The following is a 25,000-nucleotide window of genomic DNA, read 5'->3' on the forward strand; positions in this document are numbered from 1 at the left end:
GTAAAATTCATCCCATGGTAAATCTAAAAACAGGGTTTGATGGCGATCTTTGCAGAGTTTGAGCGGGAAATTTTACGGGAACGGGTTAAAGCAGGTATTGCACATGCTAGAAGTAATGGAAAATTATACAGTAGACCTGCAACAGCAAAAAATATAAAGATGAGATTACTAAACTGTTTAGAGAGTAATTCAATCAGAAATTGCTAGAAAACTTGGAATTGGGCGTACATCTGTACGAAGAATTATTAATACGAAAGATACATAATTATGTATTACATGGGAAAGGCTAATAAAAATTTCTTAATCCGAGCACCAGTTTTGCTCCCTCTTAACGCATAGTATTTGAGAAATGACAACATGAAATATCATTTTATTTTATTTATTACATTATTCGTTAACGGTATATCCTTTTCACAGCAACCGAAGGCTTATCATCCTGACTTGGAATCGGTGACAATTTCGTCTATTCATAGTGCCATTCAAAATCATCAACTCACTTGCTTTAATTTGATAACCGCATATATTGATCGTATAAAAAAATATAACCTAAGTGTCAAAGGCCAAGCACCAATCAATGCATGGAGCGACTTAAACCCATCTGTTCTAACACAAGCCCATCAATTGGATACTTCTTTTAAAAAAACAGGTAGGCTCTCAGGTCCACTTCACTGTATTCCAATCATATTGAAAGATAACATTGATTCTTTTGACACAACTACAACTTCTGGATCATATGCTTTACTTGGCAGCCAACCCGTTCGCGATGCTTTTCTAGTAAGAAGATTACGTAATGCCGGTGCCATCATTTTAGGAAAAGGGGGCATGGACGAATTTGCCTGGGGAATGTTTGGAATAAGCAGTCGTAGTGGAAGAATTGGTAATGCTTATGATCCCAGTAAAAATCCTGGAGGGTCTAGCGGCGGCCCAGCAGCGGCCGTCAGTGCCAGTTTTGCTTTATTGGGTATTGGTACTGATAATAGCGGATCAGTTAGAATACCAGCAGCGTTTCACGGTTTAGTCGGATTGCGCCCAAGTACTGGCTTGATTAGTCAACAAGGTATTTTTCCTATGGGAAATCTGGATGGAACAGCTGGCCCTATTGCACGTTCTACTATGGAGCTAGCCATTTTGCTGGATATCATAGCCAAATCCGATCCACACGATCTAAAAACTCTCAATATTCCTAGAGAGGAAACCTATACTAAATTTCTAAATATAGCTGGATTAACTAACAAGCGTATTGGAATTGTACATCATGTCAATGACATCAATACATTCGATAAGATGCCCCTTCATATTGAAAAAATAATACAAAACGCAACTAAAGATATGCAGAAAATGGGCGCAACTGTTATTGATGTTAATCTCCCACTATTTAACAATAATCGTCAAAACAACCAAGCAGGAGAAATTCAAGATGTAAATGAGTATCTTGCTTCTTTTCCATCAACACGGAAAAATTTTCGTGACATTTGTGAATCCAATCGCACACGAAACTTTGGCACAATAAAAGATTGTCTTCACTTTATCAAGAATGTGCCGAGCAAGAGCAGCAAGTCTTATCAAAAAGCACAAGCAATTTTTGACAAAAATAAAATCTATGTTCAAAAGGTAATGGAAAAAAATAATCTTGATGCACTACTTATACCAATAACCACACAGGGATCCGCTACATATGATGGAATGACCGTAAATACCTGGCGTGCCCCGGTCTCATCCAACTCAGGGCTTCCTTCTATTAATATAAATGTTGGGTATAATGCTGAAACAAATTTGCCTATTGGAGTTGAACTAGTGGGCAAACAATTTCATGAAGGCATATTGATTGAAATTGCTTATGCTTATGAAATGCAAACACCTAAAAAAATTAATCCAATTATGCCAGAGGAAGACTCAACTTTATTAAATTTATCGATCCCAGATCTGAATAATTTGTTTACTCTACTAGGTAAAAATGCTTACGAAGAAGTGCTAATACATAATAAGGGCTCAAGTGGCATAGCTAGGGATTTAACACCCGAAAGATTCAGAGAAATTACTGCTGACACAATTGAGAAATTTAAGGTTAATCTCGCTTCAACAGACTAGGTAATTCGGTTTTTCAGACTGAAAATTGTACATAACCCTTTTTACAGGATCTCGGCCGTAGGTCAATATTAGGGGTGTTTTTTAAATCCCATTGCCAGTTTGGACTGGAGATGCGGTATAACCCTCCATAGTGTTTATCAGCAATTTAAGTTCCCCATCAGAATAATGTCAATGCCCTAAATTTAAAAAACTCACAATTAATTTAAAAAAGATTATCTGAAAACCCCTTTCCGCATCTTCCCTCTCCTTATCCAGAATTGCAGCTGCGTAGTTTCTTATCTTTACTGAATGCAAAATCTGTATATTAATTAATCAATTTAATAATTCGTTAATATTTGAACTGTATAATTATTAGTCAAAGTGAGTTTAAATACTCGGAATGGATACCACGTATTACAGTCAAAAATTATGAGGATAAACAGATGTACTCTAAAAAAGAAACCGAACAGCAACCCAAAACTGAATATCAAATCGGAGTTTGCGTAAAAGAAACCAATAACGATAATGGCCCAGGGCATGTCACCGCTTTACTTATCAAGAAAAAAGCAGGTGTAACAAGAATTCATACTACGAGCTATTACCCTTCTGCTTTTGGAAGCATTATTAATGGATTAAGTTTAGGTTCAATACCTGTACCTGGCCAACTCGCCCAGGATCATGTGCAAGATGTACAGGAAGCAAACCATGTCTTGGTGAGTGATGTACCTAAAGAACAATTTAAAAAGGCAAAAGAAGGACATACTGAATTTAGTGAGGATGTAAAAAGAGGACGCCGGTTTTACTCTGTTTTTGGTACAGCTAATCCATTAGCAAAGGGATGTAAAAAATTAGCCCAAGGTGCTCGTGGTGCGGAATTAGTAGTACAAAAACATATTAAAGAAACAGGATTTCATCCTCCTGAAGATATGTGTGGAATCCATGTATACGATAATGATCATCCTACAGTTCCTAAACTTCGTGTAGATAACTGCGCCAGTTCAGTAACTCATATCCTCCGCAGAGCTGGGTATGATTTTGATAATCCAACAGTACCTACATTCTTTACTAAAGAGTTGGAGAGACACGGCTTTAGTAAAGTGGATAAAGATGCGTTTGTAAAAGAGCATTGCAATATCTAATCTCATCAGTTACCCATCTTATTCAGTAAACACCGAATAAGATGGGTAATAAATATCCACTTGATTTAAAATTTAATCTCTGCTTATAATCTATGCGTTATAGGTAATTTTTCTAATTATAAAAGGATTGTTATGTTTTCATTTCTAGAGTTTAAAAAAAACACCCGCTCTGATACCTCTTCCTCTAATTCAGATGTCAAAAAAACTTCTGAAATTAACCCTGATGAACAAAAAACCAATGAACCATCTAATGATACCTGGGTATTCGTGTGGAATATGACAGCGAATAAGGTGGGCCATGCTGCAATCCAAGTAGGCGGTTCACAGCCCAAAGTGAATGCAGATGATCCTGGTACTTATACAAGCATTCATCCTGCAAGTATTCCATCCGCAGGAATAACCTCCGTACTCCCTTTACAGGCACACCTTGCTTCCAGTTTATCTGAAGATATGGAAACAATGGGGGCTTCGGAGGGCTCAAGTTTTGGTGATATGGACAGTCCCCCAAGGATTTCAGTAAAAGAAAGCACACAACCTTTACCCCCAGATCAAATTTATCATTTTAAGGATTTAGATACATCTGCAATGAATAAGCATATCGAAGAAACTCAGGAAAAAGTAAAAACTGGGGAAGTGGGTTATCAGTTATTTCCTAATGTAAATGTCGCGGGATTTTTTAGAGACAGTTCGGCCTTTGTTGCCCATGATCCTATTGATGTTGAAATGTATCGCCGATCATCCGGAAAAAATAGAAACACTAACCCAGTATATAACTGCACCACACTGGTTAGTGATGTTTTAAAAGAAGGTGGAGTGAACATCAAACCTTCTCGATACAAACCATGGGGAATTACTCCTAATGGGTTAGCTGCTGAAGTTTCTGAGTCAGAAAGAACTCATAAGGGTCCACAAGTCTAATATATTGTGTGACCAATAAACTCATGTGGTTTCCTCTCAATTCATCTGGAGGGCCACATAAGTTTTTCCTTGGAATCGTTCAGGCCTGTGATTTTAATCCCGCCACATCGTAAATAGTAATAGGTGACTGTATTCCTTTGACTTTTACTCTAAGATGTCCATTAACCTCAATGTCCTTGGCAACCTCTTTATAGGTGGATTCAGAAATTAATATTTGCCCGCCAAGACTTAAGTCCTGAATTCGCGAAGATAAATTGACGGGTGATCCTATAGCACTATACTGCATACGTTTCCTGGAACCCACATTACCGACCACCGCAACACCCGTATTAATTCCAATTCCCATTTCTAACTTGGGTAAATTTTTCTTAGTGTTCGCCTGATTGAGTTTTTTTAGCACTCGTTGCATTTCCAAAGCGCAAGCAATGGCACGGAGTGAATCATTTCCTGAGGAATATGGTGCACCGAATATGACCATTATGGCATCTCCAATAAATGCATCCACGATTCCCTGATATTTTTCAATTACCGGAACCATTTTACTGAAATAGCTGTTTAAAAGAGTAACAAGGGTTTCACCAGGAATTGATTCAGATAAAGGAGTAAAATTTCTTAAATCACTGAACATAATGGTAATTTTGTTTTCATATCCCCCTAGTTTTTGATGATGCGGGGACTCAAGAATCGTATTAACCACTTCATCTGACATATAAAAGCTGAATACTTTACGAATTAACTTGTTACGTACTTCCAGCTGGTTTTTTATTTTTTGCAATAAGAGATTGGTCTTACGAAGACTCAATTGATCTTTTGCAATATTTGCTAAATTTAATAACAGCTCCATTTGTTTCTCATCCAGTTCTTTCGGAGAGGTATCCGCAAGGCAAAAAGTACCTACATTATAACCTTGGGGATCAGTTAAAGGGACACCCGCATAGAATCGAATATAAGGATCTTTCTGCACCAGGGGACTGTTGGCAAATCGCGCATCAAGTAGTGCATCATTAATAATTAAAGGCTCATGTTTTTTTATAGTCACATTACAAAAAGAGATATTTCTTGGTGTTTGTTTCGCCTTTAAACCATGGCGTGCTTTAAACCATTGACGTTTTTCATCAAGAAATGCAATGTAACAAATCGGAATATTGAATAAATCAATTGCAAGTCGCACCAATCGTTCATAGCTTTCTTCGGGAACCGTATCCATAATCTTTAATGATTGAAGCGCATCAAGCCTTTTCTTCTCTGTCTCTTCGGAGATTTCTACTTCTTTCGATTTTAGTGTCATTGTAAATTCTCTGCTCCGGGCTTTTATAAACACTCTATATAAATCATTATAGATTAAATATTAACTCGTTTTTGCGTCACTCTTAATTCATGATAATATAAGCTAAATTTTTATTTTGGTTATTTGATAATGTTTACTCTTAAAAATAAAAATGAACGTTCTCCACAATTACGTAAAGTGGATCAATATGGGGAATATGCTCCATTTCCAGGGGTAACTGTCGTCTCAGCCTGTTACCCTGAACAAAAGGAATTTTGTGAGGCAATTTATAAGGTGTTACAGAGTAACTCTTTTATTACCCATTATTATTCTCCCCTGCCTGCCGACAGTTATCACATGACCACAATGAGTTTGGAAACGGAACAGCAAGTAGGAGACATATGGGATCAATTTATTTCTACGAATTTACCCCATTTCAAAAAAATAAAACAAACACTTCAAAAGTTCCCTATTTATCCTTCCATTGAAAGAATGGAAGTTTTTGTGGGCAGGTGCATTTCCCTTAATGTAACGTTACCTAAAGATCATGCAGCCCAAATAGAAGAAACTGCAGAAGCATTAAATATTGAACATACAATTCCCCCAATTTTTCATATCACTTTAGCCTATTCTCGCCCTAATAAATCAATATCCCATGAAGAATCAGCCCAACTTCAAGCAGAGATTATCAAAGAACTTAATGTTATTATTAAACAAACGCTATTCCCCTTGAAAATTGCCGAAGCCAAACTTTGCTACTTCAATGATATGACTGCTTTTATTCCCTGGAATGCAGAACAGAATCCCTTTATTCACAGGAAACATCCATTACACCATTCAAGTGGTTTAACCCAAAGTACCCAAGAGAATCTGAATGTAGAGGAATCTCTGTATGAAACAACCACCCTTTCCAGTTAGGCATCTTTCTGTTGAAATAAATTGTTCAATCTTATATTGTTGCTCCCTAATCTGACATGAATTAGGGAGTTTTCATGAAAAACCACTCAGGGATATTTAGATTAAGTGATTACAAAATCCTTGATTATTTTGTAAAACACGTCGACTTAGAGATTGATCTTTCAAAAAAACCGTTTCAGGCAAGAGCAATATTAATTATTGCACCTAATCCCAAATCTACTTCTCGCCCAAATGATCTCGAATTAGATGGTGAAAATATGATTCTTGAATCTATTTTCCTTGATGGGAACAAGTTATCCAAGAGCGAATATGAAATAACAAAGGATTCTTTAATCATCAGAAATATCCCTCAAAATCGTGCATTTACACTGGAAACTACAACTCGTCTAGGTGAAAACACCGATTTGTTTGGCTTATACGAAACAGAAGGAACAATTTTAGTTAAGGCTGAAACAGAAGGACTTCGACGGGTCCTTTATTGTCATGATCGCCCTGATAATCTTGCTACTTATAAAACCACAATTATTGCTAAAAAAGAAGCCTATCCTGTATTACTTTCTAATGGATCTCTCATCGAACAAAAGGATTTCAAAAATGGACTTCACAGCGTAACCTGGCTGGATAATGTTCCCAAGCCCAGTTACTTGTTTGCTTTGGTTGCTGGAAAACTTCAAAAATCAGTTACCTATTTCAAAACTCGTTCTAACCGGCAGCTGCCCATTGAATTTTATCTCCCTCCCGCAGCAACAGCAAAATGTGATTTTGCTAAAGAAGTTTTAAAAGAAACCATGCGCTGGGAAGAAGATATTTGTAATCTGGAGTGTGATTTACCACAACATATGGTTGCCGGTGTCGATAAGTATGCATCGGGAGCTTCCGAACCAACTGGTTTAAATTTATTTAATACTGCAAATCTGTTTGCAACTCCTGAAACCCGATCTGATGCTGATTTTTTACGTGTTATGGAAGTTGTTGCGCATGAGTTTTTGCATTATTGGTCAGGTGATCGAGTAACCATCCGTGAGTGGTTTAATCTGCCATTTAAAGAAGGGTTAACCACTTTTCGAGCAGCAATGTTTCGTGAACGTTTATTTGGAACTGATTTAATCAGGCTTCTGGATGGAAAAAATTTAGATGAACGTGCCCCACGACAAGAGACTTATACTAACGTTAGAAGTCTCTACACTCCTGCTGCTTATGAAAAAAGCGCAGATATTTTTCGAATGATGATGATTTATATAGGTGAGAAATCATTCTATGAGGGAATGGCTCGTTTTTTAAAAGAGAATGATGGTGGAGCTGTAACATTAGAGGATGTATTAGAATCACTAAGTAACTCTACAGGAAAAGACTTGTATCCTTTCTTAAACTGGTTTACAGAATCTGGTATTCCTCAAGTAATCGTTACAGATGCCTATGATCACAAAACAAGGTGTTATACATTAAAATTTAAAACTAAGGAGGGTAAATCCAGACCTATTCCAGTAGTTCTTGGGTTGCTTGATAAAAATGGAAAGGAAATTCAAGGAGATACCACAATAATTGTGGATAAACCAGAAATGGAAATTCTTTTCGAAGGCGTTCACTCTCATCCTACTCCTTCTTTATTCCGCAGCTTTTCTGCTCCTGTTGAATTTGATTATGGATACAGTCCAGAGCAATTACTTCTCTTAATGCAACATGACTCTAATCTCTACAATCGCTACGAAGCAGCAAATAAACTAATTACTCAGATGGTAATGGATTATTGCTTAGGTAAGTCTCTTGTATTCACCCCAGAATTTTTTGCGGCATATCGGGGTCTATTTAATGAAGTCAATAGCTCTTTAAATTATTGGTTACTCGCTGAAATAATGGCGATACCTAGTGAGGAAATTTTATACACTAATCTCCAAAATCAGGATTTCGATAAAATAGCAGAGGCACGGAAACTTATTGAATATCAGATTGCTAAAGAATTGAAAGAAGATATATTACTGTTGAAAGCTAATCTGGATAAATTACCCGTATCCCAAATTTCACCCTTTAAATCATTTAATATACTTGCTGCTGGTTTACGACGCCTGAAACAAGTGTGCCATTCTTATTTACTTTTAGTCCAACCTGAAGAAACTGAAATTTTCCTACGGGAGCAATTCAATAACTCTTTGGGTAAAAACATGACCGATTGCATTTCTGCACTCAGTTTATTATTGAACAATAACTGTAACCAATCCAACAAACTGCTCAAACAATTTTACGATTACTGGCAAGATGATCCCGGAGCACTCAATTATTGGTTTAACCTCCAAACAGCGGCGCACACATCGCAGGTGGTGACTTTATTAGAGCAGTTAATGGCACACCCTGCTTTTGATTTGTCAAACCCTAACAAAGTGTATGCATTATTAGGGACATTTATCAAAAATCCCTATGGGTTTCATGCGGCCTCAGGAAAAGGCTATCAATTAATTGTCGATGTTATCCTAAAATTGGAAAAAATTAACCCAACACTAGCTTCCATTGTGACAGAAAAATTTAATGGCTGGGAGAAATTTGATTCCAAAAGACAGCAATTAATGCTTGGCCATTTAGAGTTTTTAAGTACGTATGCACTAACCGATGATGTGAGGAATATGGCAAAAAAGGGATTAGGGAAGAGGAGTCCTGAATCCCCTCTTCCCCGTCAACACATGTTTTTTGGAGACAAAACTCCGAATTCCATAACCGTAGTCAAGGATGAAGAACAAAGTTGCTGTTATAGTTGATAACTGAGACTGATTCAGTTATGCATTGGGTTTCTATAACTTCTGTGGCAGGCAGGTAAGCAATCAAAGTCTCATGATTTAACCTGATTTCACCAATACCGGGGAGCCTAAATTTTAGATTTTTTTTGGACAACTTATTTTTCTCCTCCTAAAATTACAATGATATGAATCGTTTCACTTTGGATAAGGACAATAATTATGTGTCGATTCGTAGCTTACATAGGGAAAGAAAATTTATTATTAGCTAATCTGTTAGTAAGGCCTAACAACTCGCTTATAAAACAAAGTCTTCTTGCCCGGGAATCACGTACTCCAACTAACGGGGATGGCTTTGGAGTGGGCTGGTATACCCCGTTCGATAAAACCCCGGCTTTATTCACCTCCCTTTTTCCTGCCTGGAACGATCAAAATCTATCGTACATTGCAAGGAAAACCAGGGCTCGACTTTTTTTTGCCCATATTCGTGCAGCAAGTACAGGCGGTATTTCTCAGTTTAATTGCCATCCTTTTATATATAAAAATTGGTTATTTATGCACAATGGCTGGATTCCCTATTTTAAGAATATTAAGCGTCAAGTTCATAATTTATTAGACGATGATATTTATAACTGGATTAAAGGAAGCACTGATTCTGAGTTAATCTTTGCTTTATTTTTGCAACTTGCAAAAAAATACAGAATAAGAAAAGCTACTGAAATACACAGTATTTTGTTAGAAACCCTAGATATAATTGATGGATTGGTTAAAAACCATCACAGCAAAGGGATTTGTCAATTTAATATTTGTATTACAAATGGGAAACATATTGTGGCATTCCGTTATTGTACTTCTTCCAGCTGCATTCCCGAAACAATGTATTTTTCACTGGGAAATCATATTAAATCAGGTCAATCAACAGAGAACCACACGTACGAGCATGTAATAATTGCTTCTGAAAAATTATCTCCCAGCGGATTTAAATGGCAAATTATTCCGGTAAACCATAGTTTTATGGTTGAGGCGGATTTAAGTACTTTATTGCTAAAGCTTTGAGTCATCAGGACTAATAATGAAAATCAATAAAATAGAAAACTATCAAATTGATAAAGAACTATTTAAAAAATATTTAGTCGTTGAAACCCAACTGTTAGAACAATGGTTTTCTAAAGATTATTTTAAATTTGAAACATTAAATGCCGGAGCTGAAATCGAATTCTTAATTCTGGATAGTAAGTATCAATTGTCTCCCCATAATCTATTTTTTACCAATAAATTGAAAAGCCAACCTGTAGTGAGGGAAGCTGGAACTGCTCAATTGGAAATCAATACTCCTGTTTTCCCATTACAAGATAATTTTTTATCGCTTTTGCATCGAAATGTATTATCTACATGGAAGGAATGTTGTAATGTAGCACGTACTACCCAGCACAACCTGGCTCTTATTGGCTCTATACCTCAAGCAGATCCTGCTTTTTTTAAACTTCTTAATTGCACTCCTGAAAATTTATTCCTCTTGATGAATGATGTTGCAACTCAATACCGTCAGGGTAAGCCTTTAAGTATTCATATGAAAGGAAAAAGAGACACCCTTCAATTTCATCCGGAATCTTTAGCTATGGAGGGATTGATCTGTTCCTTGCAACTTCATTTACAGGTTCCACCGCACCAATTAACCCGTTATTTTAACATTATTCAACTCTTATCAGCTCCTTTGTTAGCTCTAAGTAGTAACTCCTCATACTTTTGTGGGAAAAATTTATGGAGTGAAACAAGAATTGGTATTTTCGAACAACTTTATACTTTTCCATCTCCATTGAAACACACAGTATTTTTTGAGCCCCATTATTTTCAGGACACTTTGTTCCCGATCTTCCTGAATAATATTGGTTTTCCTTATTTATTACCTCTTGCTGCTTATGAAGAACCCAGAAATCATATGTTTCATGTTCGTTGTCAAAATAGCTGCATTTTTCGTTGGAACCGACCGATTTTGGCATTTAATAACGAAAATGAACCCTATCTTCGAATAGAGAACCGCATTTTATCCACTGGTCCCACTGTAGTGGATATGATAGCAAACGCTGCCTTCTTTTATGGAATTACTTATTATCTTGCTAATAACTCTCCTTTCCCAGACACTTTGGTTTCTAATGAATCCCTCATAAAAAATTTTTATGCAGCAGCTCGTCATGGTTTGGATGCGACATTACATTGGAATAATCATCAAATTCAAACGAATACTCTTTTAAAAACTCTATTCCCCCTTGCTGTTAAAGGGCTTCAAGACTTGGGAATAAATTCCGTTGATGTTCATTTCTACTTGGATATAATTAAAACAAGACTGGATAAAAAACAAAATGGAAGTATTTGGCAAGAAAAATACCTGCAAAAGCATAACAACGATTTTGATGGCCTAATTGAAAAATATGTTAAAAACCAATATTCAGAAACACCCGTGGGTGACTGGAATTATTAACGAACCTAAATTCATCATTTAATTTCTTTTTAAAAAACCAAGGCCTTTGGCTATTTTTTTATTTAAAAAACGCTTGGGTAATATCCTCGGAACTATCCAATCTGAAAAATAGTGGGGAACCAGGACATATGTGGTTTTGGGGTGGGGATTAGATAAAATTTTATATGCAAGCACTCCGACTTTTCTTGCGGGTAAAGCTGATTTGGTTACTTTAGAATTGATATAACGTTTTAATATATGCAGGGACTTCGCATAGACTGATTGATTAAACATTTCCTCATTGGTTTGCATTTCATTTTTAAACCAGATGGGAGTGTCAATCATCCCCGGTCTAATAAGGACTACGTCAATGCCAAAAATCATCAATTCAATACGCAACGTGTCCGAAAAGGCCTCGATGCCGTATTTTGAAATAGAATAGGGACCAAAAAAAGGCCGGCATATTTTTCCTGATACAGAACCAATATTAATGATTTTCCCTGGATTTCCTGTTAATGTCCCATCTGCACCCAGTAAAGGCAGGAAAGCCTGGGTTACTTGAATTTGACCAATAACATTCACCTCTAATTGACGACGAATCTCATCAAGCGAGGTTTCCATCAAAGGACCTACAACAGCGATACCGGCATTATTAACTAAACCCCAAAGCATTTCCCCCTGTAATTGCTCCCGTACTCTTTGTACCGCATCTTTAACTGCATTTTCATCAGTGATATCAAATATAAGAGGAACAAAAAGCGGTCCGAGTTCCGCACCTACCCTGGCTGCGTCATTTACATTACGGACACTTCCAAAAACCCTAATGTTATGGGCAACCAGCTCTTTAGACAGAGCAAATCCAATTCCAGAGGAAACACCGGTAACCACTACAGATCGCATTTTAGCTCCCTTGCTGTTTGAACATCAATGAAACGCGTAATTGGAAATTAATTGCCCTGATTTCTAAAAGAAGAGTATAGTTGATTTTTAATACTTATTTGAAGAAAATCGAGAGGATTATGCTTGACCACGAGCCCTGAGCGAGCCCGCGTCAACAATTGGAAGGGGTTTGCAGTTCAATATATAGTTATTCATGCTCAGGATGCACAACAAAAATACCCGGGGCATTTCTCAGGTACTCGTTATAATCCATTCCATAACCGAATATATAATGATCTTCAACTTGCAAACCTACGAAATCAGCATTTTGCAGGCCATTTATAACGCGTTTTCTGTATTTATCAACTAAAACAGCACTGTATACTTTTTCTGCGCCAAGGTTTTTTATTTCATCAATTATCGCTGCCAATGTAACTCCACCATCTAGAATATCATCGACAACAAGAACAGTTCTTCCTTTTAAATTGGAGGATGGCTTTACTTTCCAAAAAATTTCTCCGCCTCTTGTTTCTCCTTGATAACGGGTTGCATGAACGTAATCTACCTCTAATGGAAAGTCCAAACGCGGTAATAAATTACCCAAAAGAACCAACCCTCCGACCATAACACAAACAAGAACTGGATTTTGGTCTTGCAGTTCCTTGTGTATATTTATCGCCATTCTATCAAGGGCAGCCTCAACTTCATTTGTAGTAAACAAGCAAGAAGATTTTTCGTAAACTTCTTTAATTTTATCTGGAATAGTCATTATATGAATCCTCGGGACATAGGGTGCAGTGCGGGGAACCGACTTGTTTTAATCTTTAATTTTTCCTGTACCAGGAAAAGGACTTACTTTATTACCATAGCCTGGATTATCTTTAACTTTAGCTGTTCCTTGTTTTGTAACTTCATCAATACGATAAATTGAATGCATGGGAATAAAAGTACGTTTTACCCCGTTAAATTCATGTTTTAATCGTTCTTCAGAAGGGTCAACTACCAGTGCAGTTTGTTCACCAAACACCAGTTCTTCAACCTCGAGAAACCCAAACATATCACTTTCTTTAACCGATCGCGCATAAATTTCATAAATGGCTTCCTGATTAACAAAAGTGATTCTGAATATTGTTTTTTTATTCATAAAATTAACCTGTTCTTATGACAAGGCAAGTATACAAAAATAAGTGCACCTTATTCAAATTAAATTAATACAAAGGAGTTAATTCGCATTTCATTTGATAACTGCTAATCTTTAAAAGATAAGTATATGTAAGTATTAAACGAGGAAAAGTATATGTCGCAAAATAAACAGGAACATGATTCTATTCAGTTAAATGAAATGCTCTATTATCAAAATCTGGTTCCTGGTCAACAAAAATCCCCTTTGATTGATGATTTTAGATCAGAATGCCTCGAACAAGAAAAAGATGAACTCATTAAAAAACACCGGGCAGGCTTACTCATGGAGTTTCCCCCTATTCTTTCTTTTAGCAATGCCCAGGAGAAAAATAAGTTTTACGAAAAGGAAGCGCAGAATAATCAGCAATTTTGCTGTGGTGGGATGGCCCCGATTAGCGTTTCATTTGTAAACGGCACCGCATTTTCCGCTAAAGACGACTACATGTTTTGCTCTGGAAGCGGCCAAATTTATGAAGGAAGCAAAAAAACAATAGATGAGGAAATAAAGGAAGATATCTGTCAGGAACCCTTTGGAAGCCCAAGCCAGGAAGCCCTGATGGATGGGTTAAAAATATTCGATAATGCAGTAGCTCAAAGAAATCAATCTTCTATTACGATAGCAGAAGAATCACCTGTATTAACTGAAATGAAAAGCCCCACTACTCCATTCGACACAACCCTTAAGCGAAAAGAATAGTCATTAACAAATTATGTCCTTTTTTAATTTTTCGGAAGGATATAAATTTCTGCTTGGGGAAGAAAAATAAGTGGCTGGCAAAGGTGTCTGATAATCCTTTACTGACTCCTCGGGCTTCAATTGCAAGTTGGGCTCAATAACTTGGTACTTTTGGGCAATATAACAATAAAAACCCGAAGGAAAAGGCCAAAGCATCTTGCCTATTTCATCCAAAAATGTAAATTTTTTGATTAGATCTGGCTTATTTACAGGCGGGATATAACAAAAATTACTCAGAGAATACTGCTTGTACCCTCTTTGTAATAAGATTCGATTTAAAGTAAAAGGAGTTCTCATTTTAACTTTTTGATCACTGTAACAATGCAATAGCCCAATTTTTAATGCCCCGCCCCAAAAACTCCAGGGGTTAATACTTAAGAAAATGACAAAACCCATGGGTTTGAGGACCCGATCGATTTCATCGAGCAAACTAAAGCTATTGGCAAAAGGCTCAAGAGTCAGAGGGACAATAATGCAATCAACGCTGTTACGGTCCAGAGGTAAATGGTTCAAAGCACATTCAATTTGGACTTTATTTGGCAAGGAAAAAGGGGAGGCAATCCATTTATGGATGTATTTAAATTTTTTTAACCAGATATTGTCCCCACAATTTCCCAATTGCAGTAAGGTCTCACCAAATAAATAATCACCTTCAGATTCAAGATTAACTAAAAATTCATGTGCAGCAAAAAGACCCAGAGGTGATTGAAACCATTTATTTAGGGCGCGATATTGTTTTAATTGTCGTTCAATTAACAAAATTATGCCTTTTAAAATAGTTAATCCTGAATTAAACTACAATACAACGAGTTTCCTACACATACAATCAATTTTCTTTTTTAACGAAACAAAAGAAATTTAGTAATAATTGTTTCACATCGTTTTCGTCCAACCCCTACGATATAAAAGACAATGTTACAGGAAACACGTGCTTTTATTAAATGGATTAACTATATTTAATATTATTACGAGCCAATCGAGACCTATGTTAGGAACGGATGAATTTAAACTGCATGGAATAGGACAATTATTTGTTCTAGAAAAGCTGCTAGACAGACCACAAGCTGTTGAGTTCAGCAAGCAGGCTGCTGCAGAAAAAATCTCTTTAGTTCAATACCTTGTCAAAAATAACATTTTATCAGCAACACAAATTGCACTTACTGCATCGCGTAATTTTGGTGTTCCCATGCTTGATTTGGATTCTATTGAAATTGATTCGCTCCCCAGTAATCTGGTAAATGAAAAGTTAATTCGTCGCCACTCAATGGTCCCCATACTTTCAAGAGGTAATAATTTATACCTAGCTACAGACGATCCCAGCAAGCAGGCTTCTTTAAAAGAAATACAATTTCATACAGGGCTTAATACTCATGCAATTGTGGTTGAGGCAGATAAGCTTGGTGCATTAATTGATCATTTGCTTTCGGTACAAGAAACGCAGGGTTTATCGGAGTTTGTTGGAGATAATGCCGAATTTGATGGTCTTATTATTAACGAGGAAGAGGAGCACGATGCAGCTATTGCTACTTCCATCACTGAAGATGCGCCTATTGTAAAATTCGTTAATAAAATACTTCTTGATGCCATAAAACAAGGTGCATCTGATATCCATTTTGAACCCTATGAAAAAGAATATCGAATACGTTATCGCCAAGATGGGATTTTGCATGAAATTGCCACACCTCCAAGTAGTTTAGCTGCACGAATAACAGCTCGTATAAAAATCATGTCTAATTTGGATATTTCTGAAAGACGAATACCCCAGGATGGTGGGTTCAAGATGAGAATTTCCAAAATAAGATCCATTGATTTTCGTGTCAGCACCTGCCCTACTACTTCCGGTGAAAAAGTGGTAATGCGTATTCTCGATCCAGGTTCGGCAAAACTGGGAATTGAAGCTTTAGGGTTTAGTCCTGTTCAACAGGAACATTTTATACATGCTATTGAGCGCCCTCAAGGGATGATTTTGGTAACCGGCCCAACAGGTAGTGGTAAAACCGTAACGTTGTATACGGCATTGAATATTCTAAATACCAAGGAGGTAAATATTTCTACGGCTGAAGACCCAGTAGAGATTAAAGTACCAGGAATCAATCAGGTTAATATAAATCCTAAAGCAGGATTAACGTTTTCTAATGCGTTACGCTCTTTTTTACGCCAGGACCCCGATATCATCATGGTTGGGGAGATACGGGATTTGGAAACAGCTGAAATAGCTGTGAAAGCCGCGCAAACTGGACACTTGGTCCTTTCGACATTACACACAAACAGTGCCGCGGAAACACTTAATCGTTTGGTCAATATGGGAATTGCCACATTTAATGTAGCCAGTTCGGTAACACTTATTATCGCCCAACGTTTAGCTCGGAAATTATGTGAACATTGTAAAGTTCTGCGGGATGATTTCAATAAACCGGGACTGTTGGAATTGGGTTTTAGTGAAGTAGACCTCGAAGAAATCAAATTATATAAAGCCGTTGGTTGTGCAAAATGCACCAGTGGATACCGCGGTAGAATTGGTTTATTCGAGGTATTGCCCATGACAAAGAAGCTTGGCCAGGTAATCATGTCTGGGGGAAACTCCCTGGATCTCTTAAGAGTTGCCCAAGAAGAAGGGATGATTACTGTTTATCAATCTGGACTTGAGAAGGTAAGACAAGGTATCACTACCATAGAGGAAGTCAACCGGGTAACCGTTGATTAACGGCGGATAAATGAAACAAAATGCAAATACCACTTTAACTTTCCAATACGCTGGCGTGAATAAAGCCGGCCAAAAAATCAACGGGGATATTGATGCAAGAAGTCTTGCTTTAGCTAAAGTAGAATTAAGAAGGCAAGGAATTATTGTAAGCAAAATTGCTAAAAAACGCGCACCTATCCTCAATTTCAAAAGTAAAAAAATAAAGTCTGCCGATATTACTGTTTTCAGCCGTCAATTAGCTACCATGATTGAATCGGGTATACCTCTAATACAGGCATTTGATATTGTAGCCAAAGGACAATCCAATAAACGGCTTAAAGAATTAATTGAAACTATTAAACGTGATGTTGAAACAGGGCTCACTCTCTCGGAGGCATTGAAAAAACATCCAGCCTATTTTAATGAGTTATTCTGTAATTTGGTAGAAGCGGGAGAAAAGGCAGGTGCTCTTGACATCATGTTGGATAAAATTGCCACTTATAAGGAAAAAATTGAAACCATTAAAAAGAAAATAAAAAAAGCCATGACTTACCCTATTGCTGTTATGGTGGTTGCTTTTATTGTTACCACAGGCTTATTGATTTTTGTTGTCCCCCAATTCGAAGCCCTTTTTAAAGGGTTTGGCGCAGATTTACCCGCTATGACTCAAGCGGTAGTAAGTATGTCCAAATTCTTCCAATCCTATTGGTATATAATTTTTGGTGCCTTGGGCGGCGGTGTTTATGCTTTTATTTATACAGAAAAGCATTCCCCACAATTTGCACAAAATGTGGATAGGACTTTGTTAAAAATTCCGGTAATTGGACCCATTATTGAAAAAGCGGCGATAGCCCGATTTTCAAGGACGTTGTCCATTACTTTTGCTGCAGGCTTACCTTTGGTTGAGGCACTTAAATCGGTTGCAGGGGCTACTGGCAATATTATTTTCGCCCAAGCTACCGATCGAATCAGAGAGGAAGTATCTACCGGGCAACAAATGAATAAGGCAATGGAAAATACCCAATTATTCCCCAACATGGTTATCCAGATGGTCGCCATTGGAGAAGAGTCCGGTGCTTTGGAAAAAATGTTAAGCAAGGTAGCTGATTTTTATGAAGAAGATGTAGATAATGCAGTAGACTCACTAAGTAGTTTATTAGAGCCCGTTATTATGACAATATTGGGAGTCTTGGTAGGTGGGCTTGTTGTGGCTATGTATTTACCCATCTTTAAGCTGGGGTCTGCAATTTAAGGTACCGCTCGATATTTCTTGGTGCCCTGTTATCCGGGTTACACTTTATTTGGGATCACTCAATGATAGATGACTTAATTGCCAACCATACCTGGTTTATGTATGTTGTAGTTGCCCTCTTTTCCCTTGCAGTAGGTAGTTTGCTTAATGTAATTATCTACCGCTTGCCCATTATGTTGGAAAGGGAGTGCAAGCAACAATATAATGAATTGGCTGGAATTGAGGAAGAGGAACAACAACCAATCAATTTATTTTTTCCACGATCATTTTGTCCTTCCTGCAAAGCAATGGTCAAAGCATGGCAAAATATCCCTATTCTAAGCTATTTATTCCTACGTGGACGCTGTTATCGTTGCAAAAGCCCTATTTCCGTTCGCTACCCCTTAATTGAACTGGGGACCATGCTCCTTTCACTCTATGCAAGCTGGCATTTCGGATTTACCATAGCACTCCTTTTTGTTTTAATCGCTATCTGGATCCTGATTTGTTTATTTTTTATTGACCTGGACCACCAAATATTACCCGACAGTCTGACTTTGAGCTTGTTATGGGTAGGACTTATTGCCAATACCGAAAATATTTTTACCCCTTTACCAGAATCTGTTTTGAGTGCAGCAGGAGCCTATATAGGATTGTGGTTGTTTATAAAAATATTTTATTTATTTACGGGTAAGATAGGAATGGGCCATGGTGATTTCAAATTATTTGCTGCCTTTGGAGCCTGGTTGGGTTGGATTTTCTTACCCCTTATTCTCCTCCTTTCTTCAATTAGTGGTACAATTATTGGCTTATTGTATTTACATGTTCAAAGTAAATCCAAAGATACCACGATTCCATTTGGTCCTTTTTTATGCATTAGTGGCTTAATTTCTATATTTTGGGGACATAGTATAGTGAACTGGTATTTACATCTTTGGATGTAGGATGAATAACAGGATTCACAAATGCCTTATCAAGTTATCTTATTTGATTTAGACGATACACTTATTGATTTTGCTTATTCCCAACAAATGGGACTAAAGTCTATTTATGAAAAATATTATTCATTCATTGACCGGTCTTTTTTTGAGCGCCTATACATAGAAATTAATACTCGTTTATGGGCGCAAGTAGGAGCTACAACAAACGCGCTCATGCCAAGTGAAGTAAGGGTTTTACGGTTTATACGCTTAAATCAAATGATATCAAGCACTTCTTCTGCAGAAGAGATAGCAGAAGAATATGATATAAATATATGCTTGCATACTCGATGGCTCCCAAAAGTTAAAACTGCCGTAGAGTTTTTACATAAAAAAGGACATATTTTAGGGATTATTACCAATGGTTTTGTTAAAGTGCAGGGTAAAAAACAACGTCGGCTTAACTTAAGTAACTGGTTTGACTGTTATATTGTTTCTGATGAAGTGGGGGTTTCCAAACCAAATAGTGAAATTTTTAAGATTGCCCTGCAAGAACTTGCTAATAAACACAAAAAGTCAATCAACAAGCATTCGGTATTAATGGTAGGTGATTCAATTATTAACGATGGTTATGGCGCAAGAAATTTTGGCATTGATTATTGTTTTATTAATCCTAAAGCAGAAGATGAGGTTACCCAGGAAATTCCTATTAAATACAACATCAATTCTGTTGCCCGTCTGCCTGCCTACTTAGGATATGAAACTGAATACATGCAGTTTTTAAATTCAACAATGGATGAAAAAGTAAGCGTATAAGCTTACCAGGAAAAAAACATCAGGAAATTCAACAATATCTTGCCAGTAAAAAAATTAATATTTCAATTTCATTGCAAGAGTACGCCCGACTTGATATGGTAAAAAGAAATTTACCCGCCTTGGTGCGAGCCTCAATACATTATTACAATACCGAAACAGAGATTGATATTTTTTGCTCCGAACTTCGTAATTCTTTAAGCTCTTTTCCCAGATAAACTAAGATTAGTATTCGTAGTTATGTTGTAATTATATAGAAAATAAATTTATCTTGGCCTTAAAAGATATGGGATTGATATGGAAATTAATTTAACTGTTTTTGCTGCCCCTGTGTTTCTAGTCCTGATTGGCTTAGAGTTTTTTCTAACTTATCATAAAAAATCAGGAATTTATCAACTCAATGATTCAATAAATAATTTCAGTGCTGGTATTTTCGAAGAAATTGCAGCATTACCCGTCAGAGGACTGGTAATTTTCAGTTATTATTATTTATATGAGCATTTTGCGTTTTTTCATATTAAGCCCAACTTAGTTTCTTCCTGGATTTTACTTTGGCTCAGCGTTGATTTTTGCTATTACTGGTATCATCGAACGAGCCACAGGTGTGTTTTTTTCTGGATTGGCCATTCAGTACACCATCAAAGCGAACATTATAATTTATCCGTTGCTTTAAGACAGGGGTATTGGCAGACTTTGACATCCTGGGTGTTTTATCTCCCGCTGGCATTAATTGGATTTCCAACCTGGATGTTTGTGATAGTTTCTTCATGCAATACTATTTATCAGTTTTGGATACATACTCAGTCCATCAATAAAATGGGATGGTTTGAAATAATATTCAATACTCCTTCCCACCATAGGGTACATCATGGTAAAAACCCGCAGTATATCGATAAAAACTATGCCGGAAGTTTAATTATATGGGACAAACTGTTTGGTACTTTCGAACCGGAAGAAACCCCTGCTGAATATGGCGTTACTGAGCCTCTTGACTCCTGGAACCCTTTTTATGCGAATATCAAAGTAATTAAGGATGTTATGTACTATGGAAAAAATCTGAAAAATAAAGTGGATGTTGTTCGTGCTTTTTTTATGCCGCCTGAATGGATAATGAACCGCCTTCAACAAGAAGGTCAAACCGTTTCAAAACAGGCTGTCCCCCAAAAAAATTTCAATTCCCCTAAATTATATTTACTGTTTAATACTGCACTTGCCATTGCCCTGTATGCCTACCTTTCATTTATATTCAAATTAAACTCACTGAACTCCTGGCTTATTGGCGCATTTATATTATTTACCCTGTATATACTTGGAGCAGTTGCCAATGGTAAACAAAAGATTCTGTTTATTGAACTTTCACGCTCTATTTTAGTTTTGTTTACCCTGGTTGCATTCAAAATTAATTTATTCCTTTCTCTATTGATAAGCTTATTGTTTTTACTCATTAATTTACGCTTGTTCTCTTCCCACTTTACTCAGAATCATTCTTATACACCCTCTATTTCAGTTTGAGCAAAAGCAGGGACCCAGCCGTATCTGTTTTTTATATACTATACTTAGAATAGAGATATAACATTAATTATCCTGCGGTCAATTCGTAGTTGAAGAATAGTGAATTTAAAGGGTTTTCCATAAAAAACACTTTATTTTACAAGCAAAGACTAAAACAACTAGTACTGGGGAGACCTCTATGAGAGTTGGCGAATACTGTAACCGGGATGTAGTTGTTATCAACAGCAATGAATCTGTAAAAAAAGCTGCAGAACTCATGCGCTCCTATCATGTTGGAGACCTGGTTTTGGTTGAAGAAACTGACAACAAAAAGGTGCCCATAGGCATAGTTACCGACCGTGATTTAGTTGTTGAAGTCATGGCAGCAGGAGTTACACCTGAATCATTATTAGTCCGCGATATACTTACAGAGCCTTTTTTTAGTGTTTTTGAAAAGGACAGCCTTTTTGATGCTCTGGAAGTAATGCATTCCAAAAAAATCCGCCGCTTACCTGTTATCAAGGAAGACAATACGCTCATAGGCATTATTACCTTAGATGATTTTATAGAAATTTTGACTGAGACAATGATCCAGGTTGTTGATGTGATTAAGCTTCAACAAAAAAAAGAAGCGAAACAGAGAACATAGTGTTAATTAAACGATTTTGATGTATGTGATAAGGAGCAAGCAATGAACAATTCAGTACATTTTCCTATACAAATAATTTTCAACAATCTAAGGCGCTCTCGATCTCTTGAAAGTAATGTACGTAACCACGCTGAAAAACTAGGAAAGTATTTTGACCGTATCATGAGTTGTAAAGTATGTATAGAAACACATCGACATCATTATAAAGGTAAAATTTATCATGTTCGAATTGATATTATCGTTCCCAATGCAGAGTTAGTAGCAAATCGTGATCTAGCAGATAATCATGCTCATGAGGACGTCTATGTCGCAATCAGAGATGCGTTCCTTGCCATGACACGTCAAATAAAAAAATATGCTGACAAGCAACGTGGGGAAGTGAAATATCATGAACTACCACCTGAAGGACGGATCCGCGAAATAGCACCTCTTGCTGATTATGGGTTTATTGAGACCCTTGATGGAAGAAGACTTCGCTTTACCAGTAAAAGTGTAATTGATTATGATTTTAGCAAGTTAGAAGTTGGTGAACGAGTTACTTTTGTTGAAGCAAAAAGTAACGATGGCCCTGCAGCAAGCACAGTTTATGTTAAATAATCGAAGTTGATGAAAAAGACCTTGTGTCTTTTTCATCAACGATTTAATCCCCTCTTCCAATTTATCTCCCTACTCTTTTATCTTCAGTTTTAAAAGAGACCGAATTAAATATGTGATTCGCCAATTTATTTTCAGTTTCTCATGAACCCATTACTAGGGGGCGTGTGGAATAACCACCAAAAATGTTAATTCTGATTGAAACCCTGTATTTCAAGAAATCTCAGGATCATGGGATTTACTTGTTCAGGTACTTCTAGTGTCGCCCAGCATCGTGAGTAAACCACTTTTCCAATTTCTATCTTATTATTGCATGATTGAAGTTTGTTGAATGCACAATGATGTTCATCTGTTATTATACAAAGTACTGGTATTGTAAGATTCGCTATCTTTTTTAAAGCAGTTTTATCCCATTCGATTAAGTCACTAAAAATTGATGCGAGAATATTTGGGGAAGCTGCTTTAAAAGCAGCTTCCGCAATTTTTTTGGTTTTTTCAGTACCCTTGATAAACGAATTGAATGACAGGGTCTCAATAAACTCGTTTAGGGTTGAGTTACTTAATTGAGTAATGAATGTTTTAATTTCACCAATGAAATGCTCATTCATAAAAAGAGGTGGATCGATAAGTATTAAATTTTTCACCAGGGAGGTATTTAAATTGGCAATTTCAACAGCTATGTTTGCCCCGTTATTCAAACCGATAATATTGATTTTCTCAATGCCTAATTTTGAACAGAATTGTATGATAACATCTGCATATTCTTTTATAGAATAGGTTGGAAGATTTGCACTACTTTTACCATGCCCAGGCAAGTCTATGGCTATAACTCTACAAATGTTTTTCAGTATGTCAATTTGATAGTCAAAAAATCTACGGTTTCCACCAGCATTATGAAGCAGCAAAAAAATATTCTTGCCTTCCCCATATTCTTCATAAAAAATATTTTCTTGACTTAGCTGAATATACATAAATGACACCCTATGGTTTTTTGCTTATTAGCAATAATGGTCTTCATTTAAACTATAGGCCATTTTGCCTTCATGAATTCTGATGCACTCAACTTCATATTTGGTGGTTATTCCACACGACCCCTGCTACAAAAGTAATGAACATTTTGCAGTTTTATCTCTGCTATTGAACAATTTGGCGCAGCTTTAGGCCTTTGACAAGGGAGCATTATGGCATATCTTGAAGGTTAAAATTATCAATTTTGACATTTGTATTTTGAATGAGTACTTTACCCCTTTTTTGTCTCCATTCTGCAATATTTAACTCAGGCTACTCATTTCCTAAACTCATAATGGTAAGATAGCGAAGTTTTTAAACTATTCTTTAGGTTCACCGCATGGAAAACAAAATTGCCGCAATTTATGTCATTAAACCCGAATTTCGCTCAATACTTTCTGAAGAACTGGGAGAGGGTACATATATCGGAGAAGATTTAGTCTGCTCCCCCCATAAAAATCTTGACGTCTGTTTTGCACAAGATATTTGGATGGATCCTCAGGTGGTTACTTTTCAATCCATTTCCGAAGGGGTGAGGATTCTACGTCAGGCTGGAAAGTTCTGGTATTTGCACCCTATTTCGCATATAAGACGCTCCCGGTTAATTGAAGAGCAATTACGCCATCTCCCTCAGCTTGCCCGCCACTTTCCTTTTGAATGTGAAATTCCCTCAGTCGGTGTTTTTGGTTTATTGGATAAAAATACAATGGTTTATAGTGCCACCCGCCAAAAAAAATGGCCGCAAGGAAAATGCTTATTTATTGAAGATAAAACAAATCCCCCTAATCGGGCTTATCTAAAACTATGGGAAGCGCTAACCTTACTGGGGAAATATCCCAAACCCGGAGATAAGGATCTGGACCTGGGGGCTTCTCCAGGGGGATGGACGTACGTCATGCAATCATTAGGAGCATCGGTGACTGCGGTTGATAAAGCTTCATTAGATCCTGAAATAGCAAAACGACCAAACATCACTTACGTACAGCAAAGTGCTTTTGCGATAGATCCTCTCAAATCAGAGCACCATTATGATTGGGTGTTATCCGATGTAGCATGTTATCCCGATCGTGCCTATGCTCTCATCATGAAATGGATTGCGTCTGAAAAAGCAAAACAAATGATATTTACTATAAAATTACAAGGTAAAATTGAGTTGTCTACAATAAAGCAATTTCAAAATATACCTAACTCTTATATTACTAATATGTATTATAACAAGCATGAAGCAACGTTTTTGTATCCTTTTTGTAAATAAAAACCAAATTTTTACAAAAGAAACTCCCCAGAACTCACGTTTAGAGCTAAAATTACTATGTAGACTGTA

General features: G+C 36.8%; 23 protein-coding genes. 17 read left to right on the forward strand and 6 right to left on the reverse strand.

Features of this window, described 5'->3' with window-relative positions:
- Positions 1 to 39 precede the first annotated feature (39 nt).
- From KYQ_RS04740 to KYQ_RS04755, 4 genes are all read left to right on the forward strand, one after another.
- Entirely contained in the window at positions 40 to 207 is a 168-nt protein-coding gene (locus KYQ_RS04740) for a recombinase family protein (protein ID WP_010653713.1), read from the forward strand.
- A gap of 150 nt (positions 208 to 357) precedes the next feature.
- Positions 358 to 2,088, forward strand: a complete 1,731-nt coding sequence (locus KYQ_RS04745) for an amidase (protein ID WP_010653712.1) — start codon at positions 358 to 360, stop codon at positions 2,086 to 2,088.
- Positions 2,089 to 2,510: 422 nt separating this feature from the next.
- Positions 2,511 to 3,206, forward strand: coding sequence for a hypothetical protein (locus KYQ_RS04750; protein WP_010653711.1), 696 nt, complete (start codon positions 2,511 to 2,513; stop codon positions 3,204 to 3,206).
- Positions 3,207 to 3,338: 132 nt separating this feature from the next.
- Positions 3,339 to 4,124, forward strand: coding sequence for a hypothetical protein (locus tag KYQ_RS04755; RefSeq protein ID WP_010653710.1), 786 nt, complete (start codon positions 3,339 to 3,341; stop codon positions 4,122 to 4,124).
- A 79-nt stretch (positions 4,125 to 4,203) separates the two neighbouring features.
- On the opposite strand, the gene KYQ_RS04760 is transcribed toward KYQ_RS04755, so the two are convergent.
- Positions 4,204 to 5,412 carry an adenylate/guanylate cyclase domain-containing protein gene (locus KYQ_RS04760; protein WP_019349699.1) on the reverse strand — a complete coding sequence of 403 codons (1,209 nt, stop codon included), beginning with the start codon at positions 5,410 to 5,412 and terminating at the stop codon, positions 4,204 to 4,206.
- A gap of 129 nt (positions 5,413 to 5,541) precedes the next feature.
- Here KYQ_RS04760 and KYQ_RS04765 point away from each other — a divergent pair, with 129 nt between their 5' ends.
- The 4 genes from KYQ_RS04765 (at position 5,542) to KYQ_RS04780 (ending at position 11,511) form a co-directional block, all read left to right on the forward strand.
- Positions 5,542 to 6,309, forward strand: coding sequence for a DUF1868 domain-containing protein (locus tag KYQ_RS04765; RefSeq protein WP_010653708.1), 768 nt, complete (start codon positions 5,542 to 5,544; stop codon positions 6,307 to 6,309).
- A gap of 74 nt (positions 6,310 to 6,383) precedes the next feature.
- Positions 6,384 to 9,056, forward strand: coding sequence for a DUF3458 domain-containing protein (locus KYQ_RS04770; protein ID WP_010653707.1), 2,673 nt, complete (start codon positions 6,384 to 6,386; stop codon positions 9,054 to 9,056).
- 198 nt (positions 9,057 to 9,254) lie between these two features.
- Entirely contained in the window at positions 9,255 to 10,088 is an 834-nt protein-coding gene (locus KYQ_RS04775) for a class II glutamine amidotransferase (protein ID WP_010653706.1), read from the forward strand.
- 16 nt (positions 10,089 to 10,104) lie between these two features.
- Complete coding sequence (locus tag KYQ_RS04780) at positions 10,105 to 11,511, forward strand: glutamate-cysteine ligase family protein (protein WP_010653705.1); 1,407 nt, start codon at positions 10,105 to 10,107, stop codon at positions 11,509 to 11,511.
- An 18-nt stretch (positions 11,512 to 11,529) separates the two neighbouring features.
- Here KYQ_RS04780 and KYQ_RS04785 read toward each other — a convergent pair whose 3' ends face one another.
- The 3 genes from KYQ_RS04785 to KYQ_RS04795 all read right to left on the reverse strand — a co-directional run bounded on the left by KYQ_RS04785 (position 11,530) and on the right by KYQ_RS04795 (position 13,513).
- Positions 11,530 to 12,390 carry an SDR family NAD(P)-dependent oxidoreductase gene (locus KYQ_RS04785; protein WP_010653704.1) on the reverse strand — a complete coding sequence of 287 codons (861 nt, stop codon included), beginning with the start codon at positions 12,388 to 12,390 and terminating at the stop codon, positions 11,530 to 11,532.
- A gap of 187 nt (positions 12,391 to 12,577) precedes the next feature.
- Positions 12,578 to 13,138 (reverse strand): hypoxanthine-guanine phosphoribosyltransferase, encoded by a 561-nt coding sequence (locus KYQ_RS04790; RefSeq protein WP_010653703.1) that lies wholly within the window; start codon positions 13,136 to 13,138, stop codon positions 12,578 to 12,580.
- 48 nt (positions 13,139 to 13,186) lie between these two features.
- Complete coding sequence (locus tag KYQ_RS04795; protein ID WP_010653702.1) at positions 13,187 to 13,513, reverse strand: DUF1820 family protein; 327 nt, start codon at positions 13,511 to 13,513, stop codon at positions 13,187 to 13,189.
- 153 nt (positions 13,514 to 13,666) lie between these two features.
- Here KYQ_RS04795 and KYQ_RS04800 point away from each other — a divergent pair, with 153 nt between their 5' ends.
- On the forward strand, positions 13,667 to 14,248 hold the full coding sequence (locus KYQ_RS04800) for a hypothetical protein (protein ID WP_010653701.1): 582 nt from the start codon (positions 13,667 to 13,669) through the stop codon (positions 14,246 to 14,248).
- A 3-nt stretch (positions 14,249 to 14,251) separates the two neighbouring features.
- Here the strand turns inward: KYQ_RS04800 and KYQ_RS04805 are convergent, their stop codons facing one another.
- Positions 14,252 to 15,046, reverse strand: coding sequence for a methyltransferase domain-containing protein (locus tag KYQ_RS04805; RefSeq protein ID WP_010653700.1), 795 nt, complete (start codon positions 15,044 to 15,046; stop codon positions 14,252 to 14,254).
- Positions 15,047 to 15,272: 226 nt separating this feature from the next.
- Here KYQ_RS04805 and pilB point away from each other — a divergent pair, with 226 nt between their 5' ends.
- The 7 genes from pilB to KYQ_RS04840 all read left to right on the forward strand — a co-directional run bounded on the left by pilB (position 15,273) and on the right by KYQ_RS04840 (position 22,671).
- On the forward strand, positions 15,273 to 16,991 hold the full coding sequence (gene pilB, locus KYQ_RS04810) for a type IV-A pilus assembly ATPase PilB (RefSeq protein ID WP_029488991.1): 1,719 nt from the start codon (positions 15,273 to 15,275) through the stop codon (positions 16,989 to 16,991).
- A 10-nt stretch (positions 16,992 to 17,001) separates the two neighbouring features.
- Entirely contained in the window at positions 17,002 to 18,222 is a 1,221-nt protein-coding gene (locus tag KYQ_RS04815) for a type II secretion system F family protein (protein WP_010653698.1), read from the forward strand.
- Positions 18,223 to 18,284: 62 nt separating this feature from the next.
- Positions 18,285 to 19,145, forward strand: a complete 861-nt coding sequence (locus KYQ_RS04820) for a prepilin peptidase (RefSeq protein ID WP_010653697.1) — start codon at positions 18,285 to 18,287, stop codon at positions 19,143 to 19,145.
- Between the two features lie 21 nt (positions 19,146 to 19,166).
- Complete coding sequence (locus KYQ_RS04825) at positions 19,167 to 19,937, forward strand: HAD family hydrolase (RefSeq protein WP_010653696.1); 771 nt, start codon at positions 19,167 to 19,169, stop codon at positions 19,935 to 19,937.
- 294 nt (positions 19,938 to 20,231) lie between these two features.
- Positions 20,232 to 21,446 carry a sterol desaturase family protein gene (locus KYQ_RS04830; RefSeq protein WP_010653695.1) on the forward strand — a complete coding sequence of 405 codons (1,215 nt, stop codon included), beginning with the start codon at positions 20,232 to 20,234 and terminating at the stop codon, positions 21,444 to 21,446.
- A 178-nt stretch (positions 21,447 to 21,624) separates the two neighbouring features.
- Positions 21,625 to 22,074: a CBS domain-containing protein gene (locus tag KYQ_RS04835; RefSeq protein WP_010653694.1), complete on the forward strand. Its 450-nt coding sequence runs from the start codon at positions 21,625 to 21,627 to the stop codon at positions 22,072 to 22,074.
- Between the two features lie 42 nt (positions 22,075 to 22,116).
- A complete protein-coding gene (locus KYQ_RS04840) occupies positions 22,117 to 22,671 on the forward strand; it encodes an HPF/RaiA family ribosome-associated protein (RefSeq protein WP_010653693.1) in 555 nt (184 codons plus the stop codon).
- Positions 22,672 to 22,856: 185 nt separating this feature from the next.
- Here KYQ_RS04840 and KYQ_RS04845 read toward each other — a convergent pair whose 3' ends face one another.
- Positions 22,857 to 23,639, reverse strand: coding sequence for an alpha/beta fold hydrolase (locus KYQ_RS04845; RefSeq protein ID WP_010653692.1), 783 nt, complete (start codon positions 23,637 to 23,639; stop codon positions 22,857 to 22,859).
- Positions 23,640 to 24,016: 377 nt separating this feature from the next.
- On the opposite strand from KYQ_RS04845, the gene KYQ_RS04850 reads away from it, so the two are divergent.
- Positions 24,017 to 24,931 carry an SAM-dependent methyltransferase gene (locus KYQ_RS04850; protein WP_019349701.1) on the forward strand — a complete coding sequence of 305 codons (915 nt, stop codon included), beginning with the start codon at positions 24,017 to 24,019 and terminating at the stop codon, positions 24,929 to 24,931.
- Positions 24,932 to 25,000: the final 69 nt, after the last annotated feature.

Source organism: Fluoribacter dumoffii NY 23, from assembly GCF_000236165.1.
In the GTDB taxonomy this organism is placed as follows: domain Bacteria; phylum Pseudomonadota; class Gammaproteobacteria; order Legionellales; family Legionellaceae; genus Legionella; species Legionella dumoffii.

Coding starts and splice junctions, on each gene's coding strand:
- pilB (WP_029488991.1), top strand. CDS start 15,273: ATGTTAGGAACGGATGAATTTAAACTGCATGGAATAGGACAATTATTT.
- KYQ_RS04785 (WP_010653704.1), bottom strand. CDS start 12,390: ATGCGATCTGTAGTGGTTACCGGTGTTTCCTCTGGAATTGGATTTGCT.
- KYQ_RS04845 (WP_010653692.1), bottom strand. CDS start 23,639: ATGTATATTCAGCTAAGTCAAGAAAATATTTTTTATGAAGAATATGGG.
- KYQ_RS04820 (WP_010653697.1), top strand. CDS start 18,285: ATGATAGATGACTTAATTGCCAACCATACCTGGTTTATGTATGTTGTA.
- KYQ_RS04835 (WP_010653694.1), top strand. CDS start 21,625: ATGAGAGTTGGCGAATACTGTAACCGGGATGTAGTTGTTATCAACAGC.
- KYQ_RS04790 (WP_010653703.1), bottom strand. CDS start 13,138: ATGACTATTCCAGATAAAATTAAAGAAGTTTACGAAAAATCTTCTTGC.
- KYQ_RS04740 (WP_010653713.1), top strand. CDS start 40: ATGGCGATCTTTGCAGAGTTTGAGCGGGAAATTTTACGGGAACGGGTT.
- KYQ_RS04750 (WP_010653711.1), top strand. CDS start 2,511: ATGTACTCTAAAAAAGAAACCGAACAGCAACCCAAAACTGAATATCAA.
- KYQ_RS04770 (WP_010653707.1), top strand. CDS start 6,384: ATGAAAAACCACTCAGGGATATTTAGATTAAGTGATTACAAAATCCTT.
- KYQ_RS04775 (WP_010653706.1), top strand. CDS start 9,255: ATGTGTCGATTCGTAGCTTACATAGGGAAAGAAAATTTATTATTAGCT.
- KYQ_RS04830 (WP_010653695.1), top strand. CDS start 20,232: ATGGAAATTAATTTAACTGTTTTTGCTGCCCCTGTGTTTCTAGTCCTG.
- KYQ_RS04755 (WP_010653710.1), top strand. CDS start 3,339: ATGTTTTCATTTCTAGAGTTTAAAAAAAACACCCGCTCTGATACCTCT.
- KYQ_RS04765 (WP_010653708.1), top strand. CDS start 5,542: ATGTTTACTCTTAAAAATAAAAATGAACGTTCTCCACAATTACGTAAA.
- KYQ_RS04815 (WP_010653698.1), top strand. CDS start 17,002: ATGAAACAAAATGCAAATACCACTTTAACTTTCCAATACGCTGGCGTG.
- KYQ_RS04780 (WP_010653705.1), top strand. CDS start 10,105: ATGAAAATCAATAAAATAGAAAACTATCAAATTGATAAAGAACTATTT.
- KYQ_RS04840 (WP_010653693.1), top strand. CDS start 22,117: ATGAACAATTCAGTACATTTTCCTATACAAATAATTTTCAACAATCTA.
- KYQ_RS04745 (WP_010653712.1), top strand. CDS start 358: ATGAAATATCATTTTATTTTATTTATTACATTATTCGTTAACGGTATA.
- KYQ_RS04760 (WP_019349699.1), bottom strand. CDS start 5,412: ATGACACTAAAATCGAAAGAAGTAGAAATCTCCGAAGAGACAGAGAAG.
- KYQ_RS04795 (WP_010653702.1), bottom strand. CDS start 13,513: ATGAATAAAAAAACAATATTCAGAATCACTTTTGTTAATCAGGAAGCC.
- KYQ_RS04850 (WP_019349701.1), top strand. CDS start 24,017: ATGGAAAACAAAATTGCCGCAATTTATGTCATTAAACCCGAATTTCGC.
- KYQ_RS04800 (WP_010653701.1), top strand. CDS start 13,667: ATGTCGCAAAATAAACAGGAACATGATTCTATTCAGTTAAATGAAATG.
- KYQ_RS04825 (WP_010653696.1), top strand. CDS start 19,167: ATGCCTTATCAAGTTATCTTATTTGATTTAGACGATACACTTATTGAT.